General features: G+C 67.9%; 23 protein-coding genes and 1 riboswitch. Of the genes, 9 read left to right on the forward strand and 14 right to left on the reverse strand.

Going from position 1 to position 24865, the window contains the following annotated elements; all coding sequences use genetic code 11:
• Positions 1-61: 61 nt before the first annotated feature.
• Positions 62-1270, reverse strand: a complete 1209-nt coding sequence (fabB, locus tag CLM74_RS02450; protein WP_025878419.1) for a beta-ketoacyl-ACP synthase I — start codon at positions 1268-1270, stop codon at positions 62-64.
• Positions 1270-1785: a 3-hydroxyacyl-[acyl-carrier-protein] dehydratase FabA gene (gene fabA, locus CLM74_RS02455; protein WP_025878420.1), complete on the reverse strand. Its 516-nt coding sequence runs from the start codon at positions 1783-1785 to the stop codon at positions 1270-1272. The genes fabB and fabA overlap by 1 nt, the downstream gene beginning before the upstream one ends.
• A gap of 191 nt (positions 1786-1976) precedes the next feature.
• Here fabA and dinB point away from each other — a divergent pair, with 191 nt between their 5' ends.
• Entirely contained in the window at positions 1977-3071 is a 1095-nt protein-coding gene (dinB, locus tag CLM74_RS02460; RefSeq protein ID WP_080150135.1) for a DNA polymerase IV, read from the forward strand.
• Positions 3072-3404: 333 nt separating this feature from the next.
• Here the strand turns inward: dinB and CLM74_RS02465 are convergent, their stop codons facing one another.
• Positions 3405-4316: an MBL fold metallo-hydrolase gene (locus tag CLM74_RS02465; RefSeq protein WP_105163358.1), complete on the reverse strand. Its 912-nt coding sequence runs from the start codon at positions 4314-4316 to the stop codon at positions 3405-3407.
• Between the two features lie 173 nt (positions 4317-4489).
• On the reverse strand, positions 4490-5128 hold the full coding sequence (locus CLM74_RS02470; protein WP_033830261.1) for an NAD(P)H-binding protein: 639 nt from the start codon (positions 5126-5128) through the stop codon (positions 4490-4492).
• A 105-nt stretch (positions 5129-5233) separates the two neighbouring features.
• Here CLM74_RS02470 and CLM74_RS02475 point away from each other — a divergent pair, with 105 nt between their 5' ends.
• From CLM74_RS02475 to gph, 3 genes are read left to right on the forward strand one after another with little or no spacing between them, the layout of a single operon-like run.
• Positions 5234-6163, forward strand: a complete 930-nt coding sequence (locus CLM74_RS02475; RefSeq protein WP_025878424.1) for a LysR family transcriptional regulator — start codon at positions 5234-5236, stop codon at positions 6161-6163.
• Positions 6160-6951, forward strand: coding sequence for a class I SAM-dependent methyltransferase (locus CLM74_RS02480; protein WP_105163359.1), 792 nt, complete (start codon positions 6160-6162; stop codon positions 6949-6951). The genes CLM74_RS02475 and CLM74_RS02480 overlap by 4 nt, the downstream gene beginning before the upstream one ends.
• Positions 6952-7001: 50 nt before the next feature.
• On the forward strand, positions 7002-7670 hold the full coding sequence (gene gph, locus CLM74_RS02485; protein WP_080150129.1) for a phosphoglycolate phosphatase: 669 nt from the start codon (positions 7002-7004) through the stop codon (positions 7668-7670).
• Positions 7671-7748: 78 nt separating this feature from the next.
• Here gph and btuB read toward each other — a convergent pair whose 3' ends face one another.
• Entirely contained in the window at positions 7749-9590 is a 1842-nt protein-coding gene (gene btuB, locus CLM74_RS02490; protein ID WP_025878427.1) for a TonB-dependent vitamin B12 receptor, read from the reverse strand.
• Positions 9591-9706: 116 nt separating this feature from the next.
• Positions 9707-9928: riboswitch (cobalamin riboswitch) on the reverse strand.
• Between the two features lie 176 nt (positions 9929-10104).
• Between btuB and CLM74_RS02495 the strand changes: the two genes are divergently transcribed.
• On the forward strand, positions 10105-10683 hold the full coding sequence (locus CLM74_RS02495; protein ID WP_025878428.1) for a histidine phosphatase family protein: 579 nt from the start codon (positions 10105-10107) through the stop codon (positions 10681-10683).
• Between the two features lie 90 nt (positions 10684-10773).
• On the opposite strand, the gene CLM74_RS02500 is transcribed toward CLM74_RS02495, so the two are convergent.
• Both CLM74_RS02500 and CLM74_RS02505 read right to left on the reverse strand, forming a co-directional pair.
• On the reverse strand, positions 10774-11136 hold the full coding sequence (locus CLM74_RS02500) for a TfoX/Sxy family protein (protein ID WP_025878429.1): 363 nt from the start codon (positions 11134-11136) through the stop codon (positions 10774-10776).
• Positions 11133-11615: a GAF domain-containing protein gene (locus CLM74_RS02505; protein WP_025878430.1), complete on the reverse strand. Its 483-nt coding sequence runs from the start codon at positions 11613-11615 to the stop codon at positions 11133-11135. Before CLM74_RS02505 ends, CLM74_RS02500 begins: the two co-directional genes overlap by 4 nt.
• A 66-nt stretch (positions 11616-11681) precedes the next feature.
• Here CLM74_RS02505 and bioD point away from each other — a divergent pair, with 66 nt between their 5' ends.
• The gene (gene bioD / locus CLM74_RS02510; protein WP_105163360.1) at positions 11682-12374 is read left to right on the forward strand and encodes a dethiobiotin synthase; all 693 of its coding nucleotides are present in this window, start codon (positions 11682-11684) and stop codon (positions 12372-12374) included.
• 64 nt (positions 12375-12438) lie between these two features.
• Here the strand turns inward: bioD and CLM74_RS02515 are convergent, their stop codons facing one another.
• The 4 genes from CLM74_RS02515 to msrB all read right to left on the reverse strand — a co-directional run bounded on the left by CLM74_RS02515 (position 12439) and on the right by msrB (position 17150).
• Positions 12439-13887 carry a PLP-dependent aminotransferase family protein gene (locus tag CLM74_RS02515; protein WP_105163361.1) on the reverse strand — a complete coding sequence of 483 codons (1449 nt, stop codon included), beginning with the start codon at positions 13885-13887 and terminating at the stop codon, positions 12439-12441.
• A gap of 169 nt (positions 13888-14056) precedes the next feature.
• Entirely contained in the window at positions 14057-14794 is a 738-nt protein-coding gene (gene msrA / locus CLM74_RS02520; protein ID WP_105163362.1) for a peptide-methionine (S)-S-oxide reductase MsrA, read from the reverse strand.
• A gap of 14 nt (positions 14795-14808) precedes the next feature.
• Entirely contained in the window at positions 14809-16572 is a 1764-nt protein-coding gene (locus CLM74_RS02525; RefSeq protein WP_105163363.1) for a cytochrome c biogenesis protein DipZ, read from the reverse strand.
• Between the two features lie 2 nt (positions 16573-16574).
• A complete protein-coding gene (gene msrB / locus CLM74_RS02530) occupies positions 16575-17150 on the reverse strand; it encodes a peptide-methionine (R)-S-oxide reductase MsrB (RefSeq protein ID WP_105163364.1) in 576 nt (191 codons plus the stop codon).
• A 144-nt stretch (positions 17151-17294) separates the two neighbouring features.
• Between msrB and CLM74_RS02535 the strand changes: the two genes are divergently transcribed.
• Together CLM74_RS02535 and CLM74_RS02540 are read left to right on the forward strand one after the other, a co-directional pair.
• Entirely contained in the window at positions 17295-18014 is a 720-nt protein-coding gene (locus CLM74_RS02535) for a response regulator transcription factor (RefSeq protein ID WP_105163365.1), read from the forward strand.
• Positions 18011-19483, forward strand: coding sequence for a HAMP domain-containing sensor histidine kinase (locus CLM74_RS02540; protein WP_105163366.1), 1473 nt, complete (start codon positions 18011-18013; stop codon positions 19481-19483). The genes CLM74_RS02535 and CLM74_RS02540 overlap by 4 nt, the downstream gene beginning before the upstream one ends.
• Here CLM74_RS02540 and CLM74_RS02545 read toward each other — a convergent pair.
• Positions 19480-20823 (reverse strand): ATP-binding protein, encoded by a 1344-nt coding sequence (locus CLM74_RS02545; protein ID WP_099841841.1) that lies wholly within the window; start codon positions 20821-20823, stop codon positions 19480-19482. The two genes, CLM74_RS02540 and CLM74_RS02545, sit on opposite strands and share 4 nt — an antisense overlap.
• Positions 20820-21509 (reverse strand): winged helix-turn-helix domain-containing protein, encoded by a 690-nt coding sequence (locus tag CLM74_RS02550; RefSeq protein WP_025878439.1) that lies wholly within the window; start codon positions 21507-21509, stop codon positions 20820-20822. Before CLM74_RS02550 ends, CLM74_RS02545 begins: the two co-directional genes overlap by 4 nt.
• A gap of 345 nt (positions 21510-21854) precedes the next feature.
• Between CLM74_RS02550 and asnB the strand changes: the two genes are divergently transcribed.
• Positions 21855-23756 (forward strand): asparagine synthase (glutamine-hydrolyzing), encoded by a 1902-nt coding sequence (gene asnB, locus CLM74_RS02555; RefSeq protein ID WP_105163367.1) that lies wholly within the window; start codon positions 21855-21857, stop codon positions 23754-23756.
• 582 nt (positions 23757-24338) lie between these two features.
• Here the strand turns inward: asnB and queD are convergent.
• Positions 24339-24701 (reverse strand): 6-carboxytetrahydropterin synthase QueD, encoded by a 363-nt coding sequence (gene queD, locus CLM74_RS02560; protein ID WP_025878441.1) that lies wholly within the window; start codon positions 24699-24701, stop codon positions 24339-24341.
• Positions 24702-24865: the final 164 nt, after the last annotated feature.

Consider the following 24865-nt stretch of genomic DNA (forward strand, 5'->3'; position numbering starts at 1 on the left):
CCGGGCATGGTCCGGCGCTACCGCCCTGGTAGGTGCCAACCTTGGTTGGCACGCTTTCAGATCACACCCTGCCGAACACCAGCGCCGCGTTGGTGCCACCGAAGCCGAAGCTGTTGGACATCACCGTATCCAGCTTCTGCTCGCGGCTTTCGCGCAGGATCGGGAAGCCTTCCACCCTCGGGTCCAGCTCGCCGATGTTGGCCGAGCCGGCCACGAAGCCATCGCGCATCATCAGCAGGCAGTAGATCGCTTCATGCACGCTTGCAGCGCCCAGCGAATGGCCCGACAGCGCCTTGGTCGAGGACAGCGGCGGAATCGCATCGCCGAACACCTCGCGGATCGCACCCAGCTCGGTCACATCGCCCAGCGGGGTCGAGGTGCCGTGGGTGTTGAGGTAATCCAGCGGACGGTCGACGTTCTGCAGCGCCATCTTCATGCAGCGCACGGCGCCTTCGCCGGACGGCGCGACCATGTCGGCGCCATCGGAGGTCACGCCATAGCCGATCAGCTCGGCATGGATGTGCGCGCCACGTGCCACCGCGTGGTCGTAGTCTTCCAGCACCAGCATGCCGCCACCGCCGGCGATGACGAAGCCATCGCGGTCCTTGTCATACGGGCGCGAGGCGCTGGCGGGGGTGTCGTTGAAGCTGGTGGACAGTGCGCCCATTGCATCGAACATCACGCTCATCGACCAGTGCAGGTCTTCACCGCCGCCGGCGAACATGATGTCCTGCGCGCCGTGGCGGATGAGGTCGGCAGCCGCACCGATGCAGTGCGCCGAGGTCGCGCAGGCGGCCGACAGCGAGTAGCTGACACCCTTGATCTGGAATGCGGTGGCCAGGCAGGCCGACACGGTCGAGCACATCGTGCGCGGCACCATGTACGGACCCACCTTGCGCACGCCACGGCTGCGCAGCAGATCCACCGCACCCACCTGCCATTCGCTGGAGCCACCGCCGGAACCGGCGATCAGGCCGGTGCGCAGGCCACTGACCTGTTCCGGAGTCAGGCCCGCATCGGTGATGGCATCGGCCATCGCCAGGTAGGCGAAGGCAGCGGCATCGCTCATGAAGCGCTTCTGCTTGCGGTCGATCAGCGCATCCAGGTCGAGGTCGACGCGACCGCCGACCTGGCTGCGCAGGCCGGCTTCGGCGTGGTCGGCCAGCGCGGTGATGCCGGCGCGGCTTTCACGCAGGGCGGCCGAAACGGTATCCAGATCATTGCCGAGGCAGGACGTGATGCCCATGCCGGTGATGACGACGCGACGCATCAGAAGCTCCCGGTTTCGGTGAACAGGCCCACGCGCAGGTCGCGGGCGTTGTAGATCTCGCGGTCGTCCACGTACATGCGTGCGTCGGACTGGGCCATCACCAGCTTGCGGTTGATGACGCGGCTGATGTCGATCTCGTAGCGCACCAGCTTGGCATCAGGCAGCACCTGGCCGGTGAACTTCACTTCGCCGCAGCCCAGGGCGCGGCCCTTGCCGGGGGCACCCAGCCAGGTCAGGAAGAAGCCGGTCAGCTGCCACATGGCATCCAGGCCCAGGCAGCCGGGCATCACCGGGTCGCCGATGAAGTGGCAGCCGAAGAACCACAGGTCCGGGCGGATATCCAGTTCGGCGCGTACCATGCCCTTGCCATGCGGTCCGCCGTCCTCGCGGATTTCGGTGATGCGGTCGAACATCAGCATCGGGTCGTTGGGCAACCGGCCGGCGGCAGCGCCGAACAGTTCACCGCGTGCGCTGGCCAGCAGCTGGTCGCGGTTGAACGCGTGGAGACGAGTCATGGAAAGCGCAATCCTGGAAGCGAAAACAAGGCAACGAATTCCCGAGGATGCACGACGGATCAGGCGGATATCAAACCGCGTCTCCGTACGCGTGCGTAGTGTTTTCAGCTGAAACCACGCATCCCGTTGATGCACAACGACCATACTTCGGCGTCTGGACCGGTACGGTGCGGGTATCATGTGGGCCAACCATGAACGCACTGCGCAAGATCATCCACGTCGACATGGACGCCTTCTACGCGTCGGTGGAGCAGCGTGACGATCCGTCACTGCGCGGCAAGCCGGTGGTGGTGGCATGGCGCGGTGCGCGTTCAGTGGTGTGTGCCGCTTCGTACGAGGCGCGCGTGTTCGGCGTGCGTTCGGCGATGCCGGCACTGCGCGCCGAGCGCCTGTGCCCGGACGCGGTCTTCGTGCCACCGGACTTCGCGCGTTACAAAGCGGTGTCGCGCCACGTGCGCGAGATCTTCCTGCGCCATACCGACCTGGTCGAGCCGCTGTCCTTGGACGAGGCCTACCTGGACGTAACCGAGCCGAAGAGTGGCATCGAACTGGCCACCGACATCGCCCGCACCATCCGCGCGCAGATCCGCGAGGAAACCAACCTGACCGCTTCGGCCGGGATCGCGCCGAACAAGTTCCTGGCCAAGATCGCCTCGGACTGGCGCAAGCCCGACGGCCAGTTCGTGATTCCGCCACAGCGGGTGGACGCATTCCTGCTGCCGCTGCCGGTGAACCGCGTGCCCGGCGTGGGCAAGGTGATGGAAGGCAAGCTGGCGGCGCGCGGCATCGTCACCTGCGGCGACCTGCGGCAATGGACGCTGCCGGACCTGGAAGACGCCTTCGGCAGCTTCGGCCGCAGCCTGTACAACCGCGCACGTGGTGTCGACGAGCGGCCGGTGGAGCCTGACCAGCAGGTGCAGTCGATCTCTTCGGAGGACACCTTCGCCGAGGACCTGCTGCTGGAAGACCTGAGCGAGGCGATCGTGCAGCTGGCCGGGAAGACCTGGCAGGCCACGCGCAAGACCGAACGCATCGGCCACACCGTGGTGCTGAAACTGAAGACCGCGCAGTTCCGCATCCTCACCCGCAGCTTCACCCCCGAACGCCCGCCCGAGTCGATGGAAGAACTGCGCGACATCGCACTTTCATTGCGCGCCCGCGTAGATCTACCCGCCGACACCCGCTATCGGCTGGTCGGCGTCGGCCTCGGCGGCTTCCGCGAAAAGGAAGCCGTGGTGCAGGGCGAACTGTTCGAGCACACAACGAACGATTCCCCACGGACCTGATACATGTGTCGACCAAGGTCGACACCTACCAACAGCCGCGTGCCGACCAACGGTCAGCACCCACCAACAGCAGCGTGCCGACCAACGGTCAGCACCCACCAACAGCAGCGGGAACCTGTCGAAGGCGGGGTGGGTCCGGTTGCGGGGGTGTCCGCGGCATGGATGCCGCGGCCAAGCCCCCATGGACGGGTTTACGGCGTCCCCCGCAACCGGACCCACCCCGCCTACCCACGGAATGCCTGCTGTTGCTTTGGCTTTGAGGTTGCCGGCCAGCGGCCGGCACTACCGTTTCTGCGGGTGCAGGGCGCAGCCCTGCAAAAGAACCCCCCTACCTTACGGCCACTGCATCTCGCCCTTGGCCACCTTCGCACTCAACTCCAGCGACGCCACGCCCGCCAGCTGCGGATAGCGCGCCTGCATCGCCTTCACCAACGCAGCGCTGTCCTTGGCCTTGGCGGTTTCAACATCGAAGGCACGGATGTAATCCGCGGTGAAGCGCAACGCACTGGCATCCAGTGCTGCACCCTCCGCGTAATGGCCGGGCACCACCACCTTCGGCTTCAGCGCCTGCAGCTGCTGCAGCGTGCGCAGCCAATCGGCATGCGACTGCGGCGTCTGCGTATCGGCCATCCACACGTGCTCGCCGGCCACCACCGGAATGCCACCGACGATCGCGCGCAGCGACGGCACCCACAGCACGCTGCGGTCCGGCGTCGGGCCATCCAGGCCGATCAACGGCAGGCGCTGGCCTTCCAGCTGCAGTGCATCGCCTTCCAGCACCGCGGGCACCACGATGCGTGCGGGAGCATCAGCGCCCATCTTCGGCCCCCAGTACGCCAGCTTGCCGGCCTGGGACTCACGGATGTGCGCCACGGTCTGCGCGGTGGCGACGATGCGCGCCTGCGGGAACGCATCCTGCACGGTGGCCAGGCCGAAGTAATAGTCCGGATCGCCATGGCTGATGTAGATGGTGGTCAGCCGCTTGCCGCTGGCACGGATCTGCTCGACCAGCCGGCGTGCATCGCCGGCAGCAAACTGCGCGTTGACCAGGATCGCGTCGTTGCGCCCTTCGATCAGCACCGAGGACACCGAGAACATTGCCTGCGGTCCGGGATGGAAGGTCTGCAGGCGCAGCTGGGATTTGGCAGCGCTGGCGGGTGCAGGCGCGGCCGGTGCGGCCAGCAGTGGGGCGCTGGTGAAGCTGGCAGCCAGCGCGAGAGGAAGCAGCAGGGCAGCAGTACGCATGGGAGGTGTCCTTGGAGTGTCGAGCCGAGCGTTGGCTATGCCGGGCGTCCTTGCCCGGCCCCCTACGGGCCGTCGCAAGCGACGTTGGCAACGGCTCCTGCCGTTGCCTTCGGCTTTACAGGTGGGTAGCGCCGGGCCATGCCCGGCGGGCGGTCAGGCCGGCGAGTGCGTGATCAGTACGCCGCCGTGATGATCTGCCTGGGGTGCTTGTGCGCTTCCAGTTCGGCGACGAACGCGGCGCCGTAGTCGGCGTAGCTGATGCGGCTGTGGCCGCTGGCATCGGCGAGGAAGGCCTTGGGCTGCACGCGGTACTGCCCACGCTCTTCACCTGGGCCGATTTCGGCGGCCGGCGAGAAGAAGGTCCAGTCCAGGTCATCCACCGCCTGCAGGCGGTTGAACGCTTCACGGTGGGCAAGCGCGTAGGGCTTGTAGGCCTCCGGGAAGGTGGGGGTGTCGACCAGCTGCACGCCGGGGGCGACTTCCAGGCTGCCGGCACCGCCGACCACGACCAGGCGCGGCACGTTGGCCTTGCGGGCGGCGTTGGCCAGTTGTGCGGCAACCTCGCCGACGCGACCGATGTCGTCGCCCGGGCGCGGGCCGTAGGCGCTGGCCAGCACATCGTGGCCGGTGATGGCGGCGACCAGGGCGTCCTGGTCATCCAGCGAGGCGATGACCGGATGGGCACCGGCCAGCTCGGCCGGCAGGTCCTGCGCGCTGCGCACGATGACGGTCAGTTGATGGCCGTTGGCCAGCGCGTGGCGGGCGATCTGGCGGCCGATGTTGCCGGTGGCACCGACGAGGGCGATCTTCATGGCAGGACTCCGTGGGGTGGTGGCTGGGAATGGGGCCACTGTAGGCCGCTGCAGTCGCTCGAAAAACAGCGTATAACGCGCTTGTTTGTTGCATGGATCGAGCAGATGGACCGATTGACCGCCATGACCGTATTCGTCGAAGTTGCCGAGCGCGGCAGCCTGACCGCCGCCGCCGAGGTGCTGGACATGTCGCGGGCGATGGTCAGCCGCTACCTGGCCGAGGTGGAGGGCTGGCTGGGCGCGCGGCTGCTGCACCGGACCACGCGGCGGGTCAGCCTGACCGGGGCCGGTGAAGCCGCGCTGGCGCGTTTCCGGCAGATGCTGGCGATCGGCGAAGAACTGCAGGGTGAGCTGGCCAGCGACGATCCCGAGCCACACGGCACGCTGCGCATCACCGCCAGCGTGTCGTTCGGGCAGAGCCATCTGGCGCGTGCGGTGGCCGCCTTCGTGCAGCGCCATCCGGCCGCACGCATCGAACTGCTGCTGGTCGACCGCATGGTCAACCTGGTGGAGGAGCGCGTCGACCTGGCCGTGCGCATCGCGCGGCAGATCGATCCCAGCCTGATCGCACGTCGTTTGGCGATCTGCCGTTCGGTGCTGTGCGCGACGCCGGCCTACCTGCAGGCGCGTGGCACGCCGACCGCGCCCGAACACCTCGCCGTGCACAACTGCCTGACCCATCACTACGTCGGCAAAAGCCTGTGGCAGCTGCATCGCGAAGGGCGCTCGCTGTCGGTGGCGGTGGGCGGCAACATCAGTGCCAATGAAGCATCGCTGTTGCTGGAGGCGGTGCGCGCCAATGCCGGTATTGCCATGTTGCCGACCTACCAGGTCGCACCGTTGCTGCGCAGTGGTGAGCTGATCGAACTGCTGCCCGAGTACAGCCTGGACGAGCTGGGCATTCATGCCGTGTACGCCTCGCGCCGGCAACAGCCCGTTATCATGCGGCGATTCCTGGATTTCCTCGCCGAGTGCTTCGCCAGCCCGGCCTTCCAGGATCTGGACTGGCGCCCTTCGGGCAAGGAGAACACATGAACCATGGACAGGCGTTGATCGACCACAACCGTGCTGCCTGGGACCGCCAGGCCAGCGAGGTGCGCGAGTGGTCGCGACCGGTGGATGCCGAAACGATTGCCGCCGCACGCGAGGGACGCTGGCAGGTACACCTGACGCCGCGTGCGTTGCCGCTGGATTGGCTGGGCGATGTGCGTGGCAGGCGCATCCTGTGCCTGGCCTCGGCCGGTGGCCAACAGGCACCCGTGCTTGCCGCGGCAGGCGCTGAGGTGACCGTGTTCGATCTTTCCGACGGGCAGCTGGCGCAGGACCGCGCCGTCGCCGACCGCGACGGTCTGTCGCTGCGCACCGTGCAGGGTGACATGCGTGATCTGCAGGCCTTTGCCAGCGACAGCTTCGACGTGGTGTTCCATCCCATATCGAACCTGTACGTGCCCGACGTGCGTCCGGTGTGGGCCGAGTGCCGCCGGGTGCTGGCACGCGATGGCCTGCTGATGGCCAGCTTCTACAATCCGGTGGTGTTCGTTGCTGCGCGTGATGCACAGCTGAGCGAGCAGGGCCTGATCCGCCCGCAGTACTCGATTCCCTATTCCGACCTGGAAGACCTGGAGCCCGCCGCGCGCGAGGCCAAGCTGGCCCGTGGCGAAGCGCTGACATTCGGCCACAGCCTGGGGGATCTGATAGCAGGGCAGCTGGATGCCGGGTTCGTCATCGACCGCTTCATGGAAGACTGGCAGCCGCAGCCGCGCTTCCTGATCGACCGTTACCTGCCGACCTTCCTGGCCACCCGCGCACGCCGGATCGGCTGAAGACGCGGGCGTACAATGGACGGCCCCACGTTGCACGAGTGAGCCGTCCCTTGTCGTATCCCTATCCGCTGGTCGTGTTCGACCTCGATGGCACGCTGGTCGACAGCGCCGCCGATATCGCCGAAGCACTGAACCGCACGCTGGAAGACATCGGCCTGGCGCGCGTACCCGAAGCCACCGTGCTGGGCTGGATCGGCGACGGCGTGCGCCGGCTGGTCGAACAGGCCGTGCAGGCCGCCGGGCGTCAGATCGATCTGGCAGCGGTGATGCCGACCTTCATGGTCCATTACCGCGAATGCCTGCTGCGCAGCCCGCAGCTGTTCGCTGGCGTGGTGGACGCGCTGGCGCAGTTGCGCGCGTTGAACGTGCCGCTGGCCATCTGCACCAACAAGCCGGCCGCGCTGGTGCCGCCGTTGCTGCAGCACCTGGGCATCGCCGATGCCTTTGCGCTGGTGCTGGGCGGTGATTCGCTGCCGCAGCGCAAGCCCAGTGGTGAGCCGTTGCGGCATATCGCCGCGCACTTCGAACTGCCCGTCGATGCGTGCCTGATGGTTGGCGATTCGCTCACCGACTATCGTGCTGCCGAGGACGCCGGCATGCCGATCGCGCTGGTGCGCTACGGCTATCCGCGAGGACTGGACCTGGAAAACGCGCAGGCCGTCGCGGTAATCGACGACCTGCGTGAACTGCCGGGATTGGCTGCGGTATCGGCGACCTGACCCGCCGGTAGCGCCGGGCCATGCCCGGCGGCCCTTCGATCTGGCGCCCCGACGCCGGGCATGGCCCGGCGCTACCGCTTACCTGGGCTGGTAACGCACGCTCAGCTGATACTCGCGGCCTGGCTGGTTGAACCACGCCACGGTTTCGTACTCGCGGTCGAACACATTGGCCACCCGCGCCAGCACCGACCATGCCGGGGTCAGCGCGTATTCGGCGCGCAGATCCAGCGTGCCGTAGCCGCCGACCTTCACCGCGTTGGCGGCATCGTCGTAGCGCTTGCCCGCGCCCTGCACGGTCAGGCCGGTGCGGAAATCACCGAAACGGCGGTCGATGTCCAGGCGCGCGGTCTGCTGCGCACGGCGTGCCAGCCAGTTGTCGAACTGCGCGCTGCCGTTGGTGCGGTTGCGCGGGTCGGTGAAACTCAGCTGCGCGTTGATGTCGAAGCCGGCCACGGTGGCGCCGCCGGTCAATTCCGCACCGCGGATGCGTGCCTTTTCGACCTGCTGCATGCGGAAGGTGGCCGCGTCGTAGGTGATCAGGTCATCGATGCGGGTTTCGTACACGTCCAGGCCCCAGCGCCAGCCCTGGCCCTGCTGCGAGATGCCGAGGTTGGCACTCTTGGACTTTTCCGGGTCCAGCGTCGGCACGCCGCTCCACGGGTCGTACAGGTCGCTGAAGGTCGGTGCCTTGAACGCGGTGCCGTAGCTGGCGTTGACGCGCAGGCCGTGGCCCAGCTCCATCGCCCAGCCGAGGCTGCCGGTGGCATGGTTGCCGAACTGCTGGTTGTCATCATTGCGTGCGCTGGCCTGCAGCTGGTGACGGCCGAAGCGCGCCTGGTACTGCAGGAACACGCCGGTGTTGCGACGGCTGTCGACCAGGTAACCGGCGCTGCTGCCATCCAGGTTGTCCTCGCTCCAGTCCACGCCGGCGCTGAGCAGCTGGCCTTCGGCAATACCGATGTCGGCCTGCAGCGAAGCGCTGTCGCGGTGCGTCTGTGCGCTGCCGCGTGCACCGAAATCACCGAAGTTGTCGGACTCGTTGTCGCTGCGGCCGACGTTGGCGGTCAGCGTCAACTGCTCGGACGGGGTGTAGCGCACCTTGCCGGCCAGCACCTGCTGGCGGGTCTCGGAGTAGTTGTAGTAGCCGTCGTAGTGGTTCTTGCCGTCGGCACGCAGGGCGCTGCCTTCCACGGTCCACTGGTCGCTCAGGTTGTAACCACCGCGCAGGCTCTTGGACAGGTTGCGGTAGCCATCGCGGTCGGGTTCATCGGCAAAGCAGCCGGTGAACAGCGTGGCCGAACCGCGGCAGGCATCGATGCCATCCGAATGCTGGTAGGCGATGTCGGCGCCGAACCAGCCGCGTTCGGTGCCGCCACCGATGCCGCCGCTGGCTTCACGCAGGCCATTGCTGCCGCCGCCCAGCTGGAAGTGCGGAGCGAAATCACCCTGGTTGCGGCGGGTGAAGATCTGGATCACGCCGCCGATGGCGTCGGCACCGTACAGGCTGGACTGCGGGCCGCGCACGATTTCCACGCGCTCGATCTGTGCCAGCGGCAGATCCTGGTACATCGCCAGGCCGAGGTCGGCGCTGTTGATGCGCACGCCATCGACCAGCACCACGGTATGCGAGGAATTGGTGCCACGCAGGAACAGCGAGCTCTGCTTGCCCAGGCCACCGGCATTGGTCAGGTTGATGCCGGCGCGGCCCTGCAGCAGTTCCTGCAGGGAGGTGGCCTGGCTGGATTCGATCTGCGCGCGGTCGATCACCTGCGCAGGCGCAATGCTGTCCTGCAGGGCGATCGGAGTACGGGTAGCGGTGACCAGCACCTGGTCGAGGTCGGCGGCGCCATCATCGGCCAGGGCCAATGCAGGAAGTGCGGCCAGCACGGCCAGGGACAGCATTCGGGACTGCAGTTTCATCGGGGGACTCCAGGTGCCGCGCACGCCCGCGCAGCGAAGGGGAGGAGTCACAACAGGCAGGCACGCGCCGATGCCGCGGCCATCGCCACAGACATCCAGCGCCATGCCCACCGCATCGCGACCTGAGGCTTCCGGGCCGGTCTCCGGGCTCGCCGCCGGGTGGCCCGAGGCCACCGTCCAGGCGCCTTCCCATGCCTGCGGCACAGTGGCGGGTTGCCTGGAATTGACGTGCTTACCGTTGCGGGGGCAGCGCCGGCATGGCGTGTTGTCACGCGTCACCGGCTTCCCGTTTCAACCTGCCGGCAGGGCCGCAGGTCACCTGGAAGTGCGCGCAGTCTACGGCATCGCGGCCGGCCCGTAGCGTCGAACCCGCACGACTGAGCAGGCGCGGATGCACCTGCACGGTGCAGCAGACCTGCGCCAGCGCCTAGAATGCAGCTCGAATTATCGTGGTGCCGTTGCCGATGTCCGTCTGTTTTCCGCTGTTCCCGCGCCGCCCTGACTGGGCACGCGCATGATCCTCGACCTGGTCCGCCATGCCGGCAACGGTCGCGATGAGTTCCTCGATGGCCGCAGCGATCCGCCGCAGCTGGCCCGCCTGCCGCAGGAGCTGGTCGATGCCTATGCCGGGCAGTCGTGGGAACGGGTGATCAGTTCGCCGCGCCTGCGCTCGCTGCATACGGCGATGGCACTGGCCACACCGCGCGCGCTGGATGTTGAGGCCGACGAGGAGTGGGAAGAGCTGGATTTCGGCGACTGGGATGGCCAGTCATTGTTCGATCTGCCGGAAGAGGCGTTGGCCGCGTTCCACGCCGATCCGCACGCGTTTCCGCCGCCGCATGGCGAAAGCTGGGGCCACTTCGAACGGCGCATCGCACGCGCGCTGGATCGCCTGCTGGATGACGACGACCCGCCGCCGACGGTCGTGGTCAGCCACGGCGGCCCGCTGCGCATGGTGCTGTCGCTGGTGTGCGGCCTGCCGATGTCGCTGTGCTGGGCGCTGCGCATCGACCACGGCACGCGCCTGCGCGTGTGGGTCGAGCGCGGAGAAGTGGGGCTGGTGGGCGAGCTGCTGGAGCTGCAGCAACCCTGATCGGACGGTAGTGCCGGCCGCTGGCCGGCAACTGCACGATCTTCGCAACGTTCCTGAGGTTGCCGGCCAGCGGCCGGCACTACCAAACAGTCAATCCTCGTCGGCGCTTTCGGCCGTGCTTTCTTCGCCGTCGTCCTCGGCGTCGAAGCGCTGCTCATGCACCGGGCCCGAGGCCGGACCTGCCGCCTTCAGCGGATGCACGGCAATCCGCGCTTCGTAGTCCTGCACCAGCGCCGTACGCTGCGGCTCGCTCAATTCCTGCCAGTGGCAGTCCAGCAGCGCACCTTCCAGCGAATACAGCAGGTTGAGGCTGGGCTTGAAGCCGGCACGCTTGACCTTGACGAAGGCACCAACGGCACCGATCGCAACCAGGTCCTCACGGCTGCGCAGGCCCACCTGGCGCAGCCATGCCGCACTCTTCGGGCCGATGTTGCGCAGCTTGACCGCGCTCACGCCAACGCCCCGACGAACACCTCGGCGATGGCTTCCAGACCGGCCTGGTCCTCGGCATCGAAGCGGCCGACGACCGGGCTGTCGATATCGAACACGCCGATCAGCTCCCCACCGCGGAGCAACGGCACCACCAGTTCCGAGCGCGATGCGGCGTCGCAGGCGATATGGCCGGGGAAGGCGTCCACATCTTCGATCCGCTGGGTAACGCGCTGGCTGGCGGCCGCACCACACACGCCCTTGTCCAGCGGAATGCGTACGCAGGCCGGCAGGCCCTGGAACGGACCGACCACCAGTTCCTTGCCGTCGTACAGGTAGAAGCCCACCCAGTTCAGGTCGGGCAGGGCGTGGTAGACCAGTGCAGCGAGGTTGGCCGCATTGGCGATGCGGTCGGACTCGCCGTAGACCAGGCCACGGGCCTGTTCCAGCAGCTGGGCGTATTGTTCCGGCTTGCTGCCGGTGAGCGAGGCGTTGGCGAACATGGCCGCAGTCTAGCAAGCGTGCCGGGCCAGCGATAATGGGGCTCTGTTGCCCCGCTGGAGCCTGTGATGTCCCTGCCTGCCACGTTGCCGACGGCCCTGTTCGTCACCGGCACCGATACCGAGATCGGCAAGACCGCCGCCAGTACCGCGCTGCTGCACGCGCTGCGCCGGCGCGGCCTGCGCGCGGTGGGCATGAAGCCGGTGGCCAGCGGCAGCCATGACGCGGGGCAGGGGCTGCGCAACGACGACGCGCTGGCATTGCAGGCCGCCAGCCTGCCGGTGCCTGACTACGCCGATCTGAACCCCTACGCATTGCGCCAGCCGTTGGCGCCCGAACTGGCGGCCGCAGAAGATGGCGTTCGCATCGAACTGGCCCCGATCGTGGCGGCCTTCGAACGCCTGCGCGCACAGGCCGACGTGGTGGTGGTCGAAGGCGTGGGCGGCTGGCTGGCGCCGTTGTCGGCGCAGCTGGACCAGCTTGACCTGGTACGTGCGCTGCGGCTGCCGGTGGTGCTGGTGGTCGGCATGCGCCTGGGCTGCGTCAACCATGCGCGGTTGACCGCACACTCGCTGCAGGCCAGTGGCGTGGAGTGCCTGGGCTGGATCGGTAACCACATCGATCCGTCGATGCAGCGCCAGGATGAGAATTTCGCGACCTTGCAGCAGCGTCTGACGATGCCCTGCTGGGGCCGGCTGCCGCATCTGCCGGGCGCCGATGGTGAAGCGTTGAGCGCGTATCTGCACGACGACCACGGGTAGTGCCGGCCGCTGGCCGGCAACTGCACGCACTCACTACCTCGAGGTTGCCGGCCAGCGGCCGGCACTACCGTGTTGCCGCCACCAGCTCCCGTGCGATCGCACCCAACCGTTCCACCGCAGCGATGAAGCGCGCGTCCAGGGTCTGGCAGCACGACAACCGCAGGCAATGCCGGTAGCGCGCGCCACGCGAATACACCTGGCCCGGCATGAACACGATGTTCTCTGCCAATGCGCGCTCGAACAGCTCCCGGGTGTCTACGCCAGGCAGCTCCAGCCACAGCAGGAATCCTCCCTGCGGCTCGGTGGCGCAGGTGCCGGCCGGGAAATGTTCGGCCACCAGCTGCCGCAGGCGACCGACCTGTTCGCGGTACAACCGGCGCATGCGATGCAGGTGGTGCTCGTAGCTGCCCGCTTCCAGGTAGGCAGCCACCGCATCACCGAGCAGCTGCGGTTCGCCGCCGGTGGACTGGAATTTGAGCAGCGCGATGCGTTCGGCGAAGCGGCCGCCATCGAGCCAGCCGATGCGGTAGTCCGGTGCCAGCGTCTTCGAGAATCCACCGACCACCATCACCCAACCGTCGCGGTCGAACGCCTTCAGCAAGGGCGCCGGCGGCTCGCTGAACTGCAGTTCGGCATACACCGCGTCTTCGATCAGCGGCAGCTGGCGTGCGTTGACCAGTTCGGCCAGGCGCTGCTTGTCGGCGATCGGCATCGTGCAGCCCAGCGGGTTGTGCACGGTCGGCATCACCACCAGCGCCGCAAGAGGGGTGTGCTCCAGCAGTGCTTCCAGCGCATCCACGTCCAGGCCGCGCTGCGGATGGGTGGGCAGTTCGATCGGCTGCAGGCCCAGCGTGGTCAGCAGGGGATACAGGTTGAAGTACGAGGGCGCTTCGATGCCGACTGCATCGCCGGGCTGGGTGACCGCGCGCAGTGCCAGTTGCAGTGCTTCCATCGCACCATGGGTCAGCAGCAGGCGTTCGGGGTGGGTATGCAGGCCCATCCGCGGGCCACGCCGCACGATCTGCGCCAGCAGGCGTGGCGAACCATTGGGACGGGCGTAGGTCTCCACGGTCTGCTGGCCATGGCGAAGCACCTGCGCGGTGTGCCGGGCCAGCTGCGCACCCGGGTAGAACTGGCGCCCACGCGGGCCGGCAAAGGCGAGGTCGATCACGCCGGGGCGCCGCTGCGCTTCCAGCACCCGCGCCATCAGCACCTGCTGCAGCGGGGCGGTGGGCGCCGACGGCGCATCGCGCAGCGAGCGCTGCGGAACCGACAGTCGCGGCGCGACTTCGAAGCCGGCCTTGGGCCGCGGAATGACCAGACCGGCGTCTTCCAGCTGACGGTAGGCCGCGATCACCGTGTTCAGGCTGAGCTGGCGCTGCGATGCCATCTGCCGCAGCGACGGCAGCCGGCTGCCGACCGGCAGGCGCCCGCCGTGGATGGCTTCAGCCAGCTCGTCCGACAGCCGCTGGTAGCGGGGAGGAATCATCGTGGTGGCGTCTTCTGTATCCATCGACCCGGCCCGCATCTGGTTCTGTACCCATGATGCTGACGAGCCTAGCATGTCGTTGTCGGCCGGGCCTGATCGGGGCCGGGTCGACACTTCCCAAGCGCACGGCCCTGTGGCCGTGCGTCTTTTTCATGCCGTGGTGGCGGCCAGCGGGCGGCCCCACCATGGGGTGTCAGCGCATCGGCACCAACGCGGGATCGCGGCGATACAACGCCGGGAACTGCTTGCCCAGCGCGGTCAGCTTGGGCGCGTCGTAGTAGCGGATGTACGCGGCCTGCGGGTAGTTGCTCATGTAGTTCTGGTGGTAACTCTCAGCCGGGTAGAAGCGCAGGCCGCTGCTCACCTGGGTCACGATCGGCGCGCGGTAGCTCCCCGCCTGGCCGAGCTGGCCGATGTACGCACGGCTTGCTGCCTGCTGGCGCGCGTCTTCGGCGAAGATCGCCGAGCGGTACTGGCTGCCATGATCGGGCCCCTGGCGGTTGAGCTGGGTCGGGTCGTGCACCACCGAGAAGAACACCTGCATCAACTGTCCATAGCTGACCTGGCGCGGGTCGTAGTCCACCTTCACCGCTTCGGCGTGGCCGGTGCGGCCGCCGCTGACGCGTTCATAGCGGGCGTCGGCGGCACTGCCTCCGATGTAACCGGACACCGCGTTGCTCACCCCTTTGACGTGCTGGAACACGCCCTGCACGCCCCAGAAACAACCGCCGGCGAAGACCACGCTGGCGTGACTGGCGTCATCGCGGAACGCCGCATCACCGCTGGGCGCAGGCAGGGCCTGCAGCTGTGCGGTGGGCTCGGCCGGGGCGGCGATCGCGCTGTGGTTCACCAGCAGCACACCCGCGACCAGCGCGGTGGCGACCAGGCCGGCGACGCCGGCGGCAATGCCCTGTTCGAAGGAGAGTTTCATCGTGTGCTCCCGGTTCAACCGAAGGTGAAGGCGTAGGCCTGCACGCCTGCGTCGAGGAATTCGATCTCGAAACGATGCGGACCGATCGTGCCGCGCTGGCGGATCAGCTGGTACAGGCGGTGCTCGTTGACGGTGCCGGTGCCATCGGCGGCCACGTCGGCGCCGGCATCGGCCGCGGGCAGTGGCTTGCCATCGAGCAGCACGCGGAAGCGCACCGGCTTGCCGTCCTCGCCCGGTGCCAGCACCAGATGCAGGTCGCGGGCGTGGAACTGGAACGCGATGCGGCCGCCGGCCTGCTGCAGTTGTGCAGCCTCATCGTTGACCCGCCACTGTCCGGACAGGCCCCATTGGTTCAGCGCCAGGGTGCACGGCAGCGTGTAGCCGAATGCTGCGTCGGCGCGCTGCCCGCCCGGCGAGGCGAACTGCTCGGCTCGTGCGTGGCCCAGGTAGGTTTCCGGCGAGCGCAGGTTGCCCATGTCGGCCTGCGTGGCCACGCCCTGCAGGTCAGCCGCGGCCGGATCAGCAGGCGGCGGCAGCTCGGTCTGCCCGGCTTCCACCAGCAGGCGGCGGATCACCTGTTCGGAGTGCGCGTAGTTGCCCTCGCCGAACTGATGCCCGCGGATGTTGCCCTGCGCATCGACGAAGTAGTGCGCCGGCCAGTAGCGGTTGTTGAACGCGCGCCAGATCGCATACTGGTTGTCGAGTGCGACCGGGTACTCGACCTTCAGCTGCTGCACGGCCTTCATCACGTTGCGCGGGTCGCGCTCGAACGCGAATTCCGGGGTGTGCACGCCGATCACCACCAGGCCATGGTCGCGGTAGCGCTGCGCCCATTCGTGCACGAACGGCATCGCACGCAGGCAGTTGATGCAGGAATAGGTCCAGAAGTCGATCAGCACGACCTTGCCATGCAGCTGCTCGCGGCTCAGCGGCGGGCTGTTGAGCCACCCGGTGGCGCCGTCCAGCGTGGGTAGCGTTCCTTCCACCGGCAGCGGCGCGCCTGCCTGGCCGGCTGCCATCATCATCATCGGTGGTGCTGCCGGCTGCGTGCCGGGCACGGCATCGAGCAGGCCCTGTTCGATGCGTGCGGTACTGACCGCGGACAGGCGGGTCAGCAGGCCGGTGTCCCAGCCCAGGCCGATCGCCACAACCGCCAGCAGCGCGGCCACGCCGAGCACCCGGCGCACCACATTGCCCAGGCCGAGCCGGGCCTGCAGTGCGCGGAACACACGGCCGCCCACCCACACCGCCAGCGCCAGTGCGGTGACGGCGCCCAGCGCGTAGGCCAGCAACAGCGAACTGGTGCCGACACTGGCGCCGTTCAGGGCGGCACCGGTCAGCACCAGGCCGAGAATCGGACCGGCGCAGGGGGCCCACAGCAGGCCAGTGGCGATGCCGATCAGCAGCGAGGTCCAGGCGCCGCCACGGCCAGCCGCATCCGCGGCGTCGGCACGTGCGCTCAGGCGCGCGCCGATGCGCTGGAACGGCGCCAGCAGGTGGTCGGCCAGGGTCGGCCACAGCAGCGCGATGGCGAACACCGCCATCAGTACCAATGCCACCCAGCGGCCGACCTGGTTGGCCTGCGCCACCCACTGGCTGCCGACCGCCGCCAGACTGGCGACCACGGTGAAGGTCAGTGCCATGCCCAGCAGCAGCGGCAGGGTACTGCGCAGGAAAGGACGATCAGCGCGTGCGAACACGAACGGCAGCACCGGCAGGATGCACGGGCTGAGCAGGGTCAGCACGCCGCCGAGATAGGCAAGGAGCAACAGCAGCATCATCAGACTCCAGAAGCAGGGGAAGAACCGACCGGCACGCGCCAGCCGCCAGCGGCGTCCTGTTGCGCAGTCCCGGGCATGAACGCCATCGCGGCGCCGTTCATGCAGTAGCGCAGTCCGGTCGGCCGCGGGCCGTCGTTGAACACATGGCCGAGATGGCCGCCACAGCGGCGGCAATGTGCTTCCACCCGCAACATGCCGAAGGTGGTGTCACGGTCCTCGCCGATGGCGTTGTGCAGCGGCGCCCAGAAGCTGGGCCAGCCGGTGTGGCTTTCGAACTTGGTGGACGAAGAGAACAGCGGCAACGCACAGCCGGCACAGGCGAACGTGCCCTGCCGATGTTCCTTGTTCAGCGGGCTACTCCAGGGGCGCTCGGTGGCCTGCTGGCGCAGCACGGCGTACTGCGCCGGGCTCAGCAGCCGGCGCCACTCGGCATCGCTGCGGACCACCTCGAACTGTCGCGCAGGCCGTGCCTCGGCAGCGGCCGGGGCCGCGCGGCTGCACGCGCCCAGGCCCAGCAGGCCGGCGGCGGTGACAGCACCGCCCAAGCCCAGCAGATGGCGGCGGGTGAGGGACATGGTGGACTCCGGGAAGGGGCGACGGGGCCATGCTGCGCCCCCTCCGGTCAACGAATCCTCACGCAGGATTCAATTTTTCGTGAGGTATCCACGTCGCTCCCGCGCCACAATGCGGGCAGCCTCCCCACTGGCCCGAAGCTGCCGATGTCCGCCAAACGTGTCCTGATCGTTGAAGACGATGCCCACATCGCCGACCTGCTGCGCATGCACCTGGGTGATGAGGGCTATGAAGTCGCACACGCCGCCAGCGGCGATGCTGGCCTGCGCCTGATCGAACAGGAAGGTCCGTGGGATGCACTGGTACTGGACGTGATGCTGCCGGGCGTGGACGGCCTGCAGGTCTGCCAGCGTGCACGCGCGATGGCGCGCTACGTGCCGATCATCATCATCAGCGCACGCGGCAGCGAAACCCAGCGCATCGTCGGCCTGGAACTGGGCGCGGACGACTACCTGGCCAAGCCGTTCTCGATGCCGGAGCTGGTGGCGCGCGTGCGTGCGCTGCTGCGCCGCGCCGAAGCCATGGCACAGAACGCGCGCATCGATGCCGGGGCGATCGAACTCGGGGGGCTGCGGCTGGACCCGGTCGCGCGTACTGCCGCCGTCGATGGCAATGCACTGGAACTGACCCCGCGTGAGTTCGAACTGCTGCTGTTCTTTGCCCGCCACCCGGACCAGGTGTTTGCGCGGATGGAACTGCTCAACCAGGTCTGGGGCTACCAGCACGATGGTTACGAGCACACGGTCAACACCCACATCAACCGCCTGCGCAGCAAGATCGAGACCGACCCGGGCAACCCGCGGCGCCTGCTGACGGTGTGGGGGCGCGGTTACAAACTGGTCGACCCGGCCGGGGTGGCCACATGATCAAGCCGAACCTGTGGCAGAAACTGGCGCTGGTGATGTCGGCGCTGATGCTGACGTGCTGCATGGCGCTGCTGGCCTGGCAGATGCGCACCAATACCCGGCATGAGCAGGAAGTGGTGCAGCGCCTGTCGCTTGGGTTGGCCGAGCACATCGCCCAGCGCAGCGAGCTGATGGACACCAGCGGCATGCGCGATGCGGCGGTGCGCGCATTGTTCGGCCAGCTGATGGCGGTCAACCCCAGTGTCGAGGTGTACCTGCTGGATGAGCAGGGTCGCATCCTCGGCCACGATGCGCCCAGCGGTCACCTGATGCGCAGCCGGGTGGACGTGGCACCGCTGCGACGCCTGCTGTCCGGTGCGCCGCTGCCGATCCTCGGTGACGATCCCCGCAGTGCCGATGGCCGCAAGGTGTTCAGTGTCGCGCCGCTGGTGGTGCAGGGGCGGCAGGCGGGTTACGTGTACGTGGTACTGGTGGGCGAACACCGGCAGATGCTGGCCGACGATCTGGCCGCCGGCAGCCAATGGCACACCACGCTCTGGTCGGTGCTGTTGATCGGCGGGCTGGGCCTGCTTGCCGGCCTGGTGGCCTTCTACTGGGTGACCCGGCCCCTGCGCCAGGTCACCCGGCGCATACAGGCCTTCGACATCGACGCTCCGACGCCACTGCCCGCGCCGGTACCGCTGCGCGCGGGTGAGCGCGATGAACTGAAGATCCTCGAACATGCCCATTCGCAGATGGCACAGCGGCTGGGCGAGCAGTGGCAGCAGCTTCGCCAGCAGGACCTGCAGCGCCGCGAACTGGTGGCCAACATCTCGCACGACCTGCGCACGCCGTTGTCCTCGCTGCACGGTTACCTGGAAACGCTGGCGCTGAAAGAAGCCACGCTGTCGCCGCAGGAGCGTCGTCGCTATCTCGGTATCGCGCTGGCGCAGAGCGCCAAGGTCGGCCGTCTGGCCCGGGCGTTGTTTGAACTGGCGCGGCTGGAGCACGGTGAAGTGCGGCTGGAGTGGGAAGTGTTCGCGCTGCCGGAACTGCTGCAGGACGTACTGCAGAAGTTCGAGCTGGCCGCGCAGGCACGTGGGCAGCGCCTGCACGCTGATTTCCCGCCGGGCCTGCCGCTGGTGCGCGCCGACCTGGGTCTTGTGGAGCGCGTGCTGACCAATCTGCTGGACAACGCGCTGCGGCATGCGCCGGACGGGGGCCGCGTGCAGGTGCAGCTGTCGGCGCTGCCCGACAGTGTGCAGGTGGCGGTACAGGACGATGGCCCTGGGGTGGCGCCAGCACTGCGTGGGCAACTGTTCCAGGCGCCGGCGGCACTGGGCGCGCGGCGTGGCGAGAACGGGGGGCTCGGCCTGCTGATCGTGCAGCGCATCGTGCAGTTGCATGGCCGCCGTATCGAACTGCGCGACAGCGAACAGGGCGCGCTGTTCGTGTTCGCCTTGCCGCGTGCCGATGCCGAGGCGAACTAGACGTTGTCTGCCGGTGGCGGGACACCGCTTTCCATCGGCAGCAGCAGCCGGATGCAGGCACCGCCGAGCACCGAATCGGCCACTTCCACGTGGCCGCGATGCTTGTCCGCCACCACCTGCACCAGCGCCAGGCCCAGCCCGAAGCCCGGGCTGGCCAGGTCCAGCCGCACGTAGGGCTGCAGCACCTGGCTGCGCAGTTCGACGGCGATGCCGGGGCCGTCGTCCTCCACCTGCAGGCACAGCCATCCCTCGTTGAGCGTGCTGACGATGCGGATCTGTCGGCGCGCATAGCGCAGCGCGTTGCCCAGCAGGTTGCGCAGCGCCAGTTCCAGCATGTGCCGGTTGACGTTGACCAGCCCTGCCGGTGACAGGTCCTGCTGCACCGGTATCGTCAGTGGTGCGAACTGCTCGACCACACCGCGTACCAGCGCGGCCAGTTGCAGGCGCTGGCGGGTGACCTGATGGCAGCGGCCGAGCGCGGCGTACTCGACACCCGCATCGGTCAGGTGCTGCAACCGGTCGATGTCGATGCGCAGGCCGGACAGCGCATCGCGCTGGGCGTCGTCCAGTCCGGTGTCTTCCAGGTCAGCCAGGCCGAAGCGCATGCGTGCCAGCGGCGTGCGTACTTCGTGCGCCACCGCCTGGGCCAGCACGCGCTGGCTGTCCAGCAGCAGCTGCAGCTGTTCGGCCATGTGGTTGAACGCCTTGGCCAATGGCCGCACCAGCGCGGTACCGGCGCGTGGCGCCCGGCTGTCGAGCTGGCCATCGCGCATCCGTCGTGCGGTCTGCGCCAGCTGCGAGACATCGCGCCACAACCGGTAGACCATCACGTACATCGGCAATGCCACCGCCACCATCAGGATCAGCAGGATGATGGCCACGCCGGAGGCTTCGCTGTCCTGCCAGCCTTCTTCGGGCAGGGCCTGGTCCAGCGGCCCCAGGATCAGCGCACTGCTGCTGTTGCCGACGCGCTGCAGGCTGCGCATGCTGTCCAGCTCGATCTGCACGTGTCCGTTGAGCAAGCCCTTGCGCTGTTTCGCCGGCAGTATCGCGGCAGCTTCGGTCAGCGGCATCAGCTGCAGCGGATAGGCGAAATCGCTGTCCAACTGTTGCGCCAGGGCTGGCCACTGCGCCGGCGGCGTTTCGGCGAAGCGATGTTGCAGCATGGCGTGCGGGCCGCGCATTTCCGCCTGCAGGCTGGCCTCGGTGCGGTCTTCCAGCAGCGCATCCCAGGCCCACAGCCCGAGCACGATCAGCAGCAGATGGGCGGTGAGGAAACCGATGCCGTAGCGCAGGAAGTGGAAGGCATGGCCACGCATGGCCGACGACGGATGCTTCATCCCCATGCCGATCGGCTGAACAGGTAACCACGGCCGCGCACGGTCTTGATCCGCTCGGGCTGCTCCGGGTTGTCGCCGAGCTTGCGCCGCAGGCGCGAGATGCGTGCGTCGATCGACCGATCCAGGCCATCGAAGGCGATGCCGCGCAGGCCACGCAGCAGCGCATCGCGGTCGAGGATCTGGCCCGCGTTGCCGGCCAGCAGGAACAGCAGGTCGAACTCGGCGGTGGTCAGCTCCAGCAGGCGGCCCTGCAGGTGCACGTTGCGGGTGGACGGGTCGATGCTCAGTTCACCGAAACGCAGGGCGCCATCGCGTGGCTCGACCCGGCGGTGGCGGCGCAGGTGGGCGCGCAGCCGGGCCAGCAGCACCCGTGGTTCGATCGGCTTGCCGATGTAGTCGTCGGCGCCCAGCTCCAGCCCCAGCACCTGGTCGATGTTGTCGGTGCGGGCGCTCAGCACGCAGATGATCCCGTCATAGTGGGGCCGGATCTGCCGACACACTTCGAAACCATCCTGGCCCGGCAGGCCGATGTCGAGCAGGACCAGCGCCGGCTTCTCGCTGAGGATCCGGGCGATCGCGCGCTGGCCGCAGCGTTCGTGGGCGACCTGGTAACCGTGGCGCTTCAGGTAGTCGCTGACCATCGTGCCCAGCCGAGCGTCGTCTTCAACCAGTACGATATCCAGCATCTACAAGGCCTCCGGGGTGCTTCCGTACCGCCGTGGCACGAGCGCGGCGATGCTATCCCAGCTGCCGGGCCGCTCGGGTCCAGGGAGCGGGCGCCATTCAGCCGGGGTTGCTGGCGCGCGGGCCGGGCCTCAGGCCGGGCAACGACTTGGCCGCACGGTAGCAATCGGGTTGTTACAAAACGTTACGCAAGCCGCGCCTGCGGTGACGGTCGCTGACAGCGCTACGACTGACGTGGCGCTCGGCGGGGCCGAGCATGGCAGCTCTCCCCATCCGCGTGCCGTCCTCATGCCGTCCGCCTCCTGTCCCGCGCTTTTCCTTGAATGCCCTTGCCATGGAGGCCAGCGATGAGCGGCGTGGTCGGGGCCTGGCTGCCGCCTGCCGACGATGAGCAGCTGCTGCAGCAGCTGGCGCCGATGCTGCGGGCGCTGCAGCAGCGCGGCCGCGGTCGCATCGGGTACTGGACCGATGCCGACGCAGGGCTGGCCCTCGGTCATTGCCGTGCGCCGACCGACATGCCGTTGCAGCCGCTCAGCTCCAGCTGCGGGCGCTACGTGCTGTGCCTGGATGGCCGCATCTACAACCGCGCGACCCTGCAGTCGCAGCTGCGCGACCTGCCACGCAGCTGCACCGATGCACGCCTGTTGCTGCAGGCCGTCGTCGAGTGGGGCGTGCAGCGTGCGCTGTCGCGCATCGAAGGGGCATTTGCGTTCAGCGTCTGGGACCGCCACGCACATGAGCTCTGGCTGGCGCGTGACCCGGTCGGCGAACGGCCGTTGTATTACGGCTGGTACCAGGGCCAGTTCCTGTTCGCTTCGGAGTTGAAGGCGCTGCAGGCCTTTGCCGGATTCGCTCCCAGCATCGACCAGGATGCATTGAGCCTGCTGCTGCGCCATGACTATGTGCCGGCGCCGCACACCATCTATCGCGGCATCCACAAGCTGGTGGCCGGGGCGATGCTGCGCGTGGACCTCAACGATCATGCCGCCGGCGGATCAACGCAGGCCACGCAGGGCGGCCATCGCTACTGGTGCGCGCGCGATGCGATGCAATCCGCGCTGCAGCAGCCGTTGCAGCCGGCGCCCAGCCTGGAGCAGGCCACCGACCAGTTGGAGGTGGTGCTGCAGCAGGCGATCGCCACGCGCATGCATTCACCCGTGGCCTGCGGTGCATTCCTGTCCGGTGGCACCGATTCGTCGCTGGTGGTGGCGATGATGCAGGCGCAGTCGGCGTTGCCGGTGGAAGCATGGACGGTGGGTTTCGACGACCCCGGTCACGACGAGAGCGACTGGGCCTCGCAGGTGGCCCGGCACCTGGGCGTGCATCACCACCTGCACAGGATGGACAGCCGGCAGGGCCTGGAACTGCTGCAACGCTTGCCGCAGGTCTGGTGCGAACCGTTCGCCGATGCCTCGCAGCTGCCCACCCTGCTGGCCAGCGAGCTGCTCGGCGCGCGCAAGCCGGTGGCGCTGACCGGCGACGGCGGCGACGAGCTGTTCTTCGGCCACCCCAGCTATGGCCGCGCGCTGCGCAATGCGCGCCTGTGCGGTGGCCTGCCGGACTGGGTACGTGATCTTGCACGGCGTGGCAGCAGCCGCTTGAACGTCGAGCGTGGTCGGCTTGGCGGTTGGCGCGCACTGGTGGCCGAGGTGGCCGCCAACGACGTGGAGGGGCATTACCTGCAGCGCGTCACCCGCTGGCGGCAACCGACCCAGGTGGTACTGGGGGCGCGCGAGCCGGCGACGATCTTCCACCAGCAGGACACCGCACTGCCGGCGGAAGCGCGCATCCAGCTGCTGGATTTCCGCATGGACCTGGCCGAGGGGATCCTTGCCAAGGTCGACCGTGCCGGCATGGCGGCCGGCGTGGAGACGCGCTCGCCGTTGCTGGACATGGAGGTCATACGCCTGGCCTGGCGCCTGCCGCAGCACTTGAAGTACCACGACGGTGAGCACAAGCGGATCCTCAAGCATCTGCTGGCGCGCTACCTGCCCGCGCCGCTGGTCTATCGCCCCAAGCGCGGTTTCGGCCCACCGATGGCACGCTGGCTGGCCGGCCCGCTGCGCGACTGGGCGGAAGCGTTGCTCGACCCGCAGCTGCTGCGCAACCAGGGATGCTTCGATGCGGTACGCGTGCGCGCGATCTGGGAGGCGTTCCTGCGCGGCGAGCGCAAATGGCATACGCACCTGTGGAACGTGTTGATGTTCCAGGCGTGGTACCAGCACTGGCACGGCAATCGCGGGCGCTGAGCGTGCCTTCGTGGCGCGCGGTCGATCCATTCTGCGCAGCGCAGGGCGGAGGCCCTTGCGTGCGAATGTCCTCCGGCGCCGGCCTGCGGCCACCGCCTCCCCCTTTACTTCGCACGCAAGGGCCTCCGCCCTGCGTGGGGAGATCTTCGGTGGCCTCAGGAAAGCAGCGATCTGCGCATCTGGTGCCGTAAGCCGAGCCTCGTCGGGGCAGGTAGGGGTCTGGGCAAAGTAAAGGAGGAGGTGACGGCCAATGGCCGGCGCCGGGGGACATTTGCCCAGACCTCTACCTGCCCCGGCGGGGCCCTTCAGATCGCAGAGACCCGGACGAAGACGCGCTCGAGAATCCAGACGTCAGACAAAAAAAGACCCGGCAGAGGGAGGGATCTGCCGGGTCCGGATTGCATGGGGGGAGGGACCCATGCAATGAGCGTGGGCGTCGCGCCGGTGCCTGTTGCCTGCCAGTCGCATCCGCCGTGCATTTGTATTGATGCAATGCAGCATACGCCGATCATGCGGCAATGCAACAAAAATCACGAAGGCGCCATCTCTGGCGCCTTGAGGCCTTTCAGATCAATGGGTTGATCAGGCGGCAGGGCCGCGGTAACGGCAGCCCGAGGTGCAGGTTTCGTGCACGGTGATCTCGCTCAATGCCGGCAGGGTGGGCTTGAGCTCGTTCCAGATCCACACGGCCAGGTTTTCGCTGGTCGGGTTCTCCAGGCCGGGGATGTCATTGAGGTAATGGTGGTCCAGGCGGTCGTAGATCGGCTGGAAAGCCGCCTTCACGTCACCGAAATCCATGATCCAGCCGGTCTGCGCGCCCGGCTCGCCCTCGACTTTCAGCTCCACCCGGAAGGAGTGGCCGTGCAGGCGCGCGCACTTGTGCCCCGGCGGCACGTTGGGGAGGCGGTGCGCCGCCTCGAGCATGAAGACTTTGAAGATTTCCATGGCGCGATTGTACGCCGCGGGCGGCCGATCAGCCCGGCTTTGCGTTGCCTTCCCGTGAAGAAATTCTTTCCATCCGGATGAAGAGATGATAGTTTCTCTTATATCCGTATGAAGAGATGTTATTGGCCGCACCCCGGCCAGGCATGGATTACTGCGGAACTTCC

The sequence above is a fragment of the Stenotrophomonas sp. MYb57 genome (assembly GCF_002966815.1).
GTDB lineage: Bacteria > Pseudomonadota > Gammaproteobacteria > Xanthomonadales > Xanthomonadaceae > Stenotrophomonas > Stenotrophomonas indicatrix.

What these genes read in the sequence shown, in the direction of transcription:
- fabB (WP_025878419.1), bottom strand. Translation starts at nt 1,270, where the DNA reads ATGCGTCGCGTCGTCATCACCGGCATGGGCATCACGTCCTGCCTCGGC.
- fabA (WP_025878420.1), bottom strand. Translation starts at nt 1,785, where the DNA reads ATGACTCGTCTCCACGCGTTCAACCGCGACCAGCTGCTGGCCAGCGCA.
- dinB (WP_080150135.1), top strand. Translation starts at nt 1,977, where the DNA reads ATGAACGCACTGCGCAAGATCATCCACGTCGACATGGACGCCTTCTAC.
- CLM74_RS02465 (WP_105163358.1), bottom strand. Translation starts at nt 4,316, where the DNA reads ATGCGTACTGCTGCCCTGCTGCTTCCTCTCGCGCTGGCTGCCAGCTTC.
- CLM74_RS02470 (WP_033830261.1), bottom strand. Translation starts at nt 5,128, where the DNA reads ATGAAGATCGCCCTCGTCGGTGCCACCGGCAACATCGGCCGCCAGATC.
- CLM74_RS02475 (WP_025878424.1), top strand. Translation starts at nt 5,234, where the DNA reads ATGGACCGATTGACCGCCATGACCGTATTCGTCGAAGTTGCCGAGCGC.
- CLM74_RS02480 (WP_105163359.1), top strand. Translation starts at nt 6,160, where the DNA reads ATGAACCATGGACAGGCGTTGATCGACCACAACCGTGCTGCCTGGGAC.
- btuB (WP_025878427.1), bottom strand. Translation starts at nt 9,590, where the DNA reads ATGAAACTGCAGTCCCGAATGCTGTCCCTGGCCGTGCTGGCCGCACTT.
- CLM74_RS02495 (WP_025878428.1), top strand. Translation starts at nt 10,105, where the DNA reads ATGATCCTCGACCTGGTCCGCCATGCCGGCAACGGTCGCGATGAGTTC.
- CLM74_RS02505 (WP_025878430.1), bottom strand. Translation starts at nt 11,615, where the DNA reads ATGTTCGCCAACGCCTCGCTCACCGGCAGCAAGCCGGAACAATACGCC.
- bioD (WP_105163360.1), top strand. Translation starts at nt 11,682, where the DNA reads ATGTCCCTGCCTGCCACGTTGCCGACGGCCCTGTTCGTCACCGGCACC.
- CLM74_RS02515 (WP_105163361.1), bottom strand. Translation starts at nt 13,887, where the DNA reads ATGGATACAGAAGACGCCACCACGATGATTCCTCCCCGCTACCAGCGG.
- msrA (WP_105163362.1), bottom strand. Translation starts at nt 14,794, where the DNA reads ATGAAACTCTCCTTCGAACAGGGCATTGCCGCCGGCGTCGCCGGCCTG.
- CLM74_RS02525 (WP_105163363.1), bottom strand. Translation starts at nt 16,572, where the DNA reads ATGCTGCTGTTGCTCCTTGCCTATCTCGGCGGCGTGCTGACCCTGCTC.
- msrB (WP_105163364.1), bottom strand. Translation starts at nt 17,150, where the DNA reads ATGTCCCTCACCCGCCGCCATCTGCTGGGCTTGGGCGGTGCTGTCACC.
- CLM74_RS02535 (WP_105163365.1), top strand. Translation starts at nt 17,295, where the DNA reads ATGTCCGCCAAACGTGTCCTGATCGTTGAAGACGATGCCCACATCGCC.
- CLM74_RS02540 (WP_105163366.1), top strand. Translation starts at nt 18,011, where the DNA reads ATGATCAAGCCGAACCTGTGGCAGAAACTGGCGCTGGTGATGTCGGCG.
- CLM74_RS02545 (WP_099841841.1), bottom strand. Translation starts at nt 20,823, where the DNA reads ATGAAGCATCCGTCGTCGGCCATGCGTGGCCATGCCTTCCACTTCCTG.
- CLM74_RS02550 (WP_025878439.1), bottom strand. Translation starts at nt 21,509, where the DNA reads ATGCTGGATATCGTACTGGTTGAAGACGACGCTCGGCTGGGCACGATG.
- asnB (WP_105163367.1), top strand. Translation starts at nt 21,855, where the DNA reads ATGAGCGGCGTGGTCGGGGCCTGGCTGCCGCCTGCCGACGATGAGCAG.
- queD (WP_025878441.1), bottom strand. Translation starts at nt 24,701, where the DNA reads ATGGAAATCTTCAAAGTCTTCATGCTCGAGGCGGCGCACCGCCTCCCC.